Source organism: bacterium, from assembly GCA_035528375.1.
Lineage (GTDB): Bacteria > RBG-13-66-14 > RBG-13-66-14 > RBG-13-66-14 > RBG-13-66-14 > RBG-13-66-14.
Genome location: DATKYS010000032.1, coordinates 1 through 6,677, shown reverse-complemented (window position 1 = coordinate 6,677; position 6,677 = coordinate 1). Strand labels below are relative to the sequence as shown.

General features: G+C 63.9%; 9 protein-coding genes. All 9 read right to left on the bottom strand.

Going from position 1 to position 6,677, the window contains the following annotated elements; genetic code table 11:
- The coding region (locus tag VM054_02305) for a biotin/lipoyl-containing protein (GenBank protein HUT97894.1) at positions 1 to 499 on the bottom strand (499 nt) is incomplete at its 3' end.
- Complete coding sequence (locus tag VM054_02300; protein ID HUT97893.1) at positions 496 to 1,995, bottom strand: acetyl-CoA carboxylase biotin carboxylase subunit; 1,500 nt, start codon at positions 1,993 to 1,995, stop codon at positions 496 to 498. The genes VM054_02305 and VM054_02300, both read right to left, overlap by 4 nt.
- Before the next feature lie 3 nt (positions 1,996 to 1,998).
- The gene (locus VM054_02295) at positions 1,999 to 3,546 is read right to left on the bottom strand and encodes an acyl-CoA carboxylase subunit beta (protein ID HUT97892.1); all 1,548 of its coding nucleotides are present in this window, start codon (positions 3,544 to 3,546) and stop codon (positions 1,999 to 2,001) included.
- A gap of 81 nt (positions 3,547 to 3,627) precedes the next feature.
- Positions 3,628 to 4,020, bottom strand: a complete 393-nt coding sequence (locus VM054_02290; GenBank protein ID HUT97891.1) for a cobalamin B12-binding domain-containing protein — start codon at positions 4,018 to 4,020, stop codon at positions 3,628 to 3,630.
- Positions 4,021 to 4,023: 3 nt separating this feature from the next.
- On the bottom strand, positions 4,024 to 4,248 hold the full coding sequence (locus tag VM054_02285; GenBank protein HUT97890.1) for a type II toxin-antitoxin system HicA family toxin: 225 nt from the start codon (positions 4,246 to 4,248) through the stop codon (positions 4,024 to 4,026).
- The gene (locus VM054_02280; protein HUT97889.1) at positions 4,248 to 4,454 is read right to left on the bottom strand and encodes a type II toxin-antitoxin system HicB family antitoxin; all 207 of its coding nucleotides are present in this window, start codon (positions 4,452 to 4,454) and stop codon (positions 4,248 to 4,250) included. The genes VM054_02285 and VM054_02280 overlap by 1 nt, the downstream gene beginning before the upstream one ends.
- A gap of 29 nt (positions 4,455 to 4,483) precedes the next feature.
- Positions 4,484 to 4,636, bottom strand: a complete 153-nt coding sequence (locus VM054_02275) for a type II toxin-antitoxin system HicB family antitoxin (protein ID HUT97888.1) — start codon at positions 4,634 to 4,636, stop codon at positions 4,484 to 4,486.
- 63 nt (positions 4,637 to 4,699) lie between these two features.
- Positions 4,700 to 5,560, bottom strand: a complete 861-nt coding sequence (locus tag VM054_02270; GenBank protein HUT97887.1) for a hypothetical protein — start codon at positions 5,558 to 5,560, stop codon at positions 4,700 to 4,702.
- A 184-nt stretch (positions 5,561 to 5,744) separates the two neighbouring features.
- Positions 5,745 to 6,611, bottom strand: a complete 867-nt coding sequence (locus VM054_02265; protein ID HUT97886.1) for a hypothetical protein — start codon at positions 6,609 to 6,611, stop codon at positions 5,745 to 5,747.
- Positions 6,612 to 6,677: the final 66 nt, after the last annotated feature.

Below are 6,677 nucleotides of genomic sequence, written 5' to 3'. Positions count from 1 at the left end.
CGACGACCAGGACCTGGTCCTTCTCCACGCCGTCGCCGGCGGCGACCTTGACCTCCTTCACCACCCCGTCGGCCTCGGAGGCCATCTCGTTCTCCATCTTCATCGCCTCGAGGCGGCAGAGGATGTCCCCCCGCTTGACCTCCCGCCCCGGCTCCACCAGCACCGCGGTGACCACGGCCGGCATGGGGGCGCGCAGGGTGAAACCGGTCTTGGCTTGGGGCATTGTCGCCTGGAGCGATTCCACACGTCGCCGCCGCTCGTCGCGGACGGTGACGGAAAGGGAGCGCCCGTGGGCGAAGACGTGGTAATCCGCGCCCTCGCGCCGGAGCCACAGCTCGTAGGAGCGGCCGTCAATAATGACCGAGTACAGGGCCTTGGGGGATATTTCCCGGAAATCCACGGAAATTTCTTTGCCGTCGAGGAGGACCCTCGGCCCCCCTTCGCCGGGGGTGACGTCAACCTCGTATCCGCGGTCGCCGATCCGGGTTTCGTATTTCATGAGCCGAGCCTGTTCTTGAGCCAGAGGTACTTCCAGGCCGACGTATCCGGTTTACCGCCGTCGGTCCCGCGGGCGATGCCCCGGACGGCCTCGTGCTCCAACAGGGCGCAGAGGACGGAGGCGGCGCGCTCCAGCTCGCTCCCCCCAGGCGGCTCCGGCCTGTAGTGCCGGGCGATGAAGCCGGTGTCGAAGTCACCGGAGCGGAACGACTCGTTCTTCACCAGCCAACGGAAGAAGGGGAGTGTCGTGGGGAAGCCCTCTAGGACGAACTCGTCGAGCACGCGGGCCAGGCGGTCCAGGGCGGCGGGCCGGTCCTCGCCCCAGACGATGAGCTTGGCGATGAGGGGGTCGTAGTAAACCGGGACGTCGTAGCCCTGGAAGCATCCAGCGTCCAGGCGGACACCGGGACCGCCGGGGGCGCGCATCCGCGTCACCGTACCCGTGGCGGGGTAGAAATTGGAGTCAGGGTCCTCGGCGCAGACGCGGCACTCGATGGCCGAGCCGCGGGACTGCACCTCGTCCTGGGTGAACCAGAGCTTCTCGCCGGCGGCGATGCGGATCTGGGCCCGGACCAGGTCCCGCCCGATGAGCATCTCGGTGACCGGGTGCTCCACCTGCAACCGGGCGTTGACCTCGAGGAAGAAGAAGCTGCCGTCGGCGGAGCGCAAGAATTCGATGGTGCCGGCGTTGTCGTAGCTGACCGCGCGGGCGGCCTTGACGGCGGCTGCGGTCATGGCGGCGCGCTGCTCCTCGGTGAGCGCCGGGGACGGGCTCTCCTCCACCAGCTTCTGGTGTCGCCTCTGGATCGAGCACTCGCGCTCGTAGAGGTGGACCGTGTTGCCGTGGGCGTCGCCCAGAATCTGGACCTCGATGTGCCGCGGGTCCACCACCATCTTCTCGATGTACACCCGTTCGTCGCCGAAGGAGCTGGCCGCCTCGGCGCGGGCCTGACGGATGGAGGCCCGGAGCTCGTCGGGGCCGCGGACGGTGCGGATGCCCTTGCCGCCGCCGCCGCCCGCCGCCTTGACCATCACGGGGTAGCCTATCCCTTCCACCCGTCCCGGCAACTCCTCGTCGGAAATCCCGGCGGTGTCGAGGCCGGGGATGACCGGCACGCCGGCGGCGACCATCGTGGCGCGCGCCTGGAGCTTATCGCCCGAGAGGCGCATGGCACCCGCCGAGGGGCCGATGAAGGCCAGCCCCGCGTCGGCGCACGCCTGGGCGAAATCGGCGTTCTCGGCCAGAAAACCGTAGCCGGGGTGGACGGCCTCGGCGCCGACCTTTTTCGCCAGCCCGATCAGCCGGTCGCCCGCGAGGTAGGACTCCGCCGCCGGGGGCGGGCCGATGTTGTACGCCTCGTCGGCGTACTGGACGTGGAGGGCGCCGCGGTCGGCGTCGGAGAAGACGGCCACCGTGGGGATGCCCATCTCGCCGCAGGTCCGGATGACCCGTACCGCGATTTCGCCCCGGTTGGCGATGAGTATCTTTTTAAACATCGGTCAGAGGGGGATATTCCCGTGCTTCTTGGGCGGGTTGTGGTCCCGCTTGTGCCTGAGCATCTCGAGGGCGGCGATGATTTTCGGTCGCGTCTCGTGGGGCATGATGACCTCGTCCACGTAGCCCAGCCCCGCGGCGGTGTATGGATCGGCGAAGCGCTCCCGGAACTCGGCGGCGAGCTTGTCGGCCAGGGCCTTGGGGTCGTCGGCGGCCTTGAGCTCGCGACGGTAGAGAATCTGCACCGCGCCCTCGGCCCCCATCACCGCTATCTCCGCCGTGGGCCAGGCGTAGACGATGTCGCCCCGCATGTGGCGGTTGGAGGTCACCGCGTAGGCGCCGCCGTAGGACTTGCGCGTGATGACGTGGACCTTGGGCACCGTGGCCTCGGCGTAGGCGTAGAGGAGCATCGCGCCGTGCTTTATCACGCCCCGCCACTCCTGGTCGGTCCCGGGCAGAAAACCCGGCACGTCGGAGAAGGTGACCACCGGCAGGTTGAAGCAGTCGCAGAAACGTATCATCCGGGCCGATTTGCACGACGAGTCTATGTCCAGGCACCCGGCCAGGACCGCCGGCTGGTGGGCCACGATTCCCACGGGCCGCCCGTCGAACCGCGCGAAGCCGGTGATGTGGTTGGCGGCGAAGTCGGCGTGCGTCTCGAAGAAGTCCCCGTCGTCAACCACCAGCCGGATGATGTCTTTCATGTCGTAGGGCTTGGTGGACGAGTCGGGGACGATGCCGTCGAGCTTTTCATCCATGCGGGCCGGGTCGTCGGAGGTCTTCCCCAGCGGCGGGTCCTCCATGTTGTTCTGGGGGAAGAACTGCAACAGGCGGCGGATGCCCTGGAGGCACTCGAACTCGTTGGCCGCCACCACGTGGCAGACGCCGGATTTCGACGCGTGGACCCTGGCCCCGCCCAGTTCCTCGAAGGTGACATCCTCGTTCATCACCGTCTTGATGACGTCTGGCCCGGTCAGAAACATGTGGCTGGTGCCGTCCACCATGAAGGCGAAGTCGGTGACGGCGGGGGAGTAGACGGCGCCGCCGGCGCAGGGGCCCATGATGGCCGAAATCTGCGGAATCACCCCCGAAGCCATGGTGTTGGCCTGAAAGACCTCGGCGTAACCGGCGAGGGAGTCCACCCCCTCCTGGATGCGGGCGCCGCCGGAGTCGTTCAACCCCACGAAGGGCGCGCCGTTCTTGAGCGCCAGGTCCATCACCTTGCAGATTTTCTCCCCGTGGGCCCGGGAGAGCGTCCCGCCGAAGACGGTGAAGTCCTGGGCGAAGGCATAGGTCAGCCGACCCTCGATGAAACCGTAGCCGGTGATGACACCGTCGCCCAGGGGGCGGTTCGACTCCATGTCGAAGTCGGTGCAGCGGTGGACCTTGAACCGGTCGAGCTCCTGGAAAGTGCCCTCGTCGAAGAGGATGCCGATGCGCTCCCGGGCGGTGAGCTTGCCCTTGGCCTGCTGCTTGGCGATTCGCTCCGGGTCGCCCGCGAGCGCCTTCCGGCGGAGTTCGGCCAGCTTCTCGTACTTGTCCTCGTTCGGCATCGTGGAATTCTTTGAATTGCCCGCCGTTGACCGGCGGGCGGCCTTAGGTTTCTCGGATGTCGGTGGACCTGGCGCGCACGATTAGAGGACGGTCGAGCGGATGTAGGCGATGATGTCGTCGGTGCTCGTTCCGGGGCCGAAGAGCTTGCCGATGCCGCTTTCCTCCAGCTCGGTCATGTCGTCCTCGGGGATGATGCCGCCGCCGGTGATGATGATGTGGTCGGCGCCGCGTGCCCGCAGGAGCTCGTGGATTTTCGGGAAGATGGTCATGTGGGCGCCCGACAGGATGGAGAGCCCCACCACGTCCACGTCCTCCTGGATGGCCGCCTCCACGATGGCCTCGGGGGTCTGGTGCAGGCCGGTATAGATGACCTCCATGCCGGCGTCGCGCAGGGCGCGGGCGACGATCTTGGCCCCGCGGTCGTGGCCGTCCAGGCCGGGCTTGGCGATGAGAAGGCGGATCTTACGGGTCATGGTTCACCTCGAAAGATTGACGAACTCTTCGACGGTCGTTCCCGCGTTGCGGATGAGCGCGCGGAGTGTGCCGGGAGCCAGTTCTTTGTGCTGGGGAATGGAGAGGGTGGCGATATTCCCCTTTTTCGTAAGAATCACATGGCTTCCGGTCCGGCGAACGGCGCTCCACCCGAGTTTCTTGAATATCTCCACCGCTTGCTTGCCTGAGATGCGCGGTAGCCGGGCCATTACGTCGGTATCTCAACGGTCCGGGTCTCCACGGTGAGTGGCAGGCCCTCCTCCCGGCGCACCTCCAGGCAGGCGGCGATGGCCTCACGGATATTTTCGAGCGCCTCCGCTTCCGTCTTACCCTGTGAGACGCAGCCGGGGATGACCGGACATTCCACCACGTACACCCCGGTTTCGTCCTGATAGATGGTTATCTGAAGCTTCATTACCCGTCTCCCGTTACGGTTCTCTCATTTCAATCAACCGACAGGCATCCCTCGACGGCCTCGTAGAGATTGGTGATGAGCTCTTCATAGGAGTCGCCCTGGGTCGCGCAACCGGGGATGGAGGGGACCTCCGCCCAGTAGCCGCCCTCTTCGGCACGGTGGATGATTACCTTGATTTTCATTTAAACTCCTTTAGTCCCCTCCCCCCTCTGGGGGGAGGCTTGCCTACGGGCTAGGGTAAGGGGCTAATACTCCACCGGACTCCAGGCGGGGTGTTCGTCAAAGCAGGTATTGTCGGTCAACTGCGTCTGGTTATTCCCGTCGGCGTCCATCACGAAAATTTCCCAATCCCCGTCGCGGTCGGAGGCAAAGGCGATGCGGCGACCGTCCGGACTCCAGGCGGGACAATAGTCATTGCTTGTATTATCGGTCAACCGGGTCGAGTTGCGCCCGGCGGCGTCCATCACGAAAATTTCCCAGTCCCCGTCGCGGTCGGAGCAAAAGGCGATGCGGCGGCCGTCGGGACTCCTGGCGGGATCCTGGTCACTGCTGTTGTTGTCGGTCAACTGGGTCTGGTTGCTCCCGACGGCGTCCATCACGAAGATTTCCCAGTCCCCGTCGCGGGTAGAGGAGAAGGCGATACTTCGGCCGTCTGGACTCCAGGTGGGAAGATAGTCCTTGCTTGTATTGTCGGTCAACTGGGTCGGGTTGTTCCCGTAGGCGTCCATCACGAAGATCTCCCAGTCCTCGACGCGGTTGGAGACGAAGGCGAGACTGAGGCCGTCGGGACTCCAGGCGGGAACCCAGTCACATCTTGTGTTGTCGGTCAACCGGGTCGGGTTGCTCCCGTCGCTGTCCATCACGAAGATTTCAACGTCCCCGTCGCGGTCGGAGGAGAAGGCGATACCGCGGCCCTCGGGACTCCAGGCAGGATCCTGGTCACTTCTGGTGTTGTCGGTCAACTGGGTCTGGTTGCTCCCGTCGGCGTCCATAATGAAGATTTCGTAATCCCCGTCGCGGTTGGAGGCGAAGGCGATGCGGCCCGCGCCTTCCTCGGCCAGCCCGGCGACCACCAGGAGTGCGAGCAGAATTACCAGTGTACGCATGACCCACCTTTTATCAAAGGTAGCCCTCACCCCTGCCCCGTCGGCGCGCCGCTCCCACGGGGAGAGGGGGATCCGACCCTCACCCTAGCCCGTAGGCGAGCCTCTCCCTGAGAGGGAGAGGGGACAAGCGGCAGCCCTCACCCCGGCCCAGTAGGCTGGCCTCACACCAGCGGGGGGAGGGGGGTTACTCCACCGGGCACCATGAGGGGGCAGTCTCAAAGTCGCTATTGATGGTTAACTGGGTCTGATTACTCCCGTCGGCGTTCATTACGAAGAGATCCCAATCCCATATCCCGTCACGGTTGGAACAGAATACGATGTAACGTCCATCCGGGCTCCAGGCGGGCTTTGCGTCGTTGTTTTTGTTGTTCGTCAGCCGTGTCTCCGAACTACCGTCGGCATTCATTAAAAAGATCTCATAGCCGAATCCGAAGAGTAAGGAATCGAAGGCGATACGGTTGCCGTCGGGGCTCCAAGCGGGAGCAGTATCCCATCTGTTATTGAATGTCAACTGGGTTTGGCTACTCCCATCATTGTCCATGACGAAGATTTCCCAGTCCCCGTCGCGATCGGAGTCGAAGGCGATGCGGCGACCGTCCGGACTCCAGTTAGGATCCCCGTCACTCTGTACATTGTCGGTCAACTGGAGCTGGTTGCTTCCATCGGCATCCATAACGAAAATTTCAGAGTCCCCGTCACGGTCGGATTCAAAGGCGATGCGGCGGCCATCCGGACTCCAAGAGGGACACCAATCTTCGCTTTCATTTTTAGTCAACTGGGTCTGGTTACAGCCGTCTGCGTCCATCACGAAAATTTCACAGTCTCCATCACAGCCGGAGACAAAGACGATGCGACGACCGTCCGGACTCCAAGAGGGATACTCGTCGAGGTATTCGTTATCAGTTATCTGTATTTGATTTGTTCCGTCGGCGTTTATCAAGAAGATTTCATGGTCTCCGTCGCTATCGGAATTGAAGGCGATGCGGCCTACACCCTCCTCAGCTAGCCCGGCAACTGCAAGGAAAGACAGCAGAATTATCAGCGTACGCATAATTCACCCCTTTTAAAGGTAACCCTCACCTCGGCCCATGCGTGGCAGATTTTGATAATGTAGGGT